The 214-nt window shown below is 54.7% G+C and carries 1 protein-coding gene; it reads right to left on the minus strand.

Going from position 1 to position 214, the window contains the following annotated elements; all coding sequences use genetic code 11:
• A partial coding sequence (locus M3G15_RS21480) for a DoxX family membrane protein (RefSeq protein ID WP_260072026.1) occupies positions 1–214 on the minus strand: 214 nt, incomplete at both ends.

Here is a 214-nt window from a genome sequence, read left to right on the forward strand (position 1 = left end):
AGCGACGAGAATCAGTACTTCAAGGATCAACATTTGAGCGTTGGTGCTTACCGTACCCGAGAAGAGGAACGCGGCGTTCATCACGAAGCCCATCAGTGCAGCGAAGGTGGTGAAGGTACCGAGGATCAGCCCCAGGCCAACCAGGAATTCGCCGTAAGGCACCAGGAAGTTAAAGAGTCCGACATTCGGCAAGGCAAAGTGTTCCAGGAAGGCC

This window comes from Paenibacillus sp. p3-SID1389, assembly GCF_025151705.1.
Lineage (GTDB): Bacteria > Bacillota > Bacilli > Paenibacillales > Paenibacillaceae > Fontibacillus > Fontibacillus phoenicis.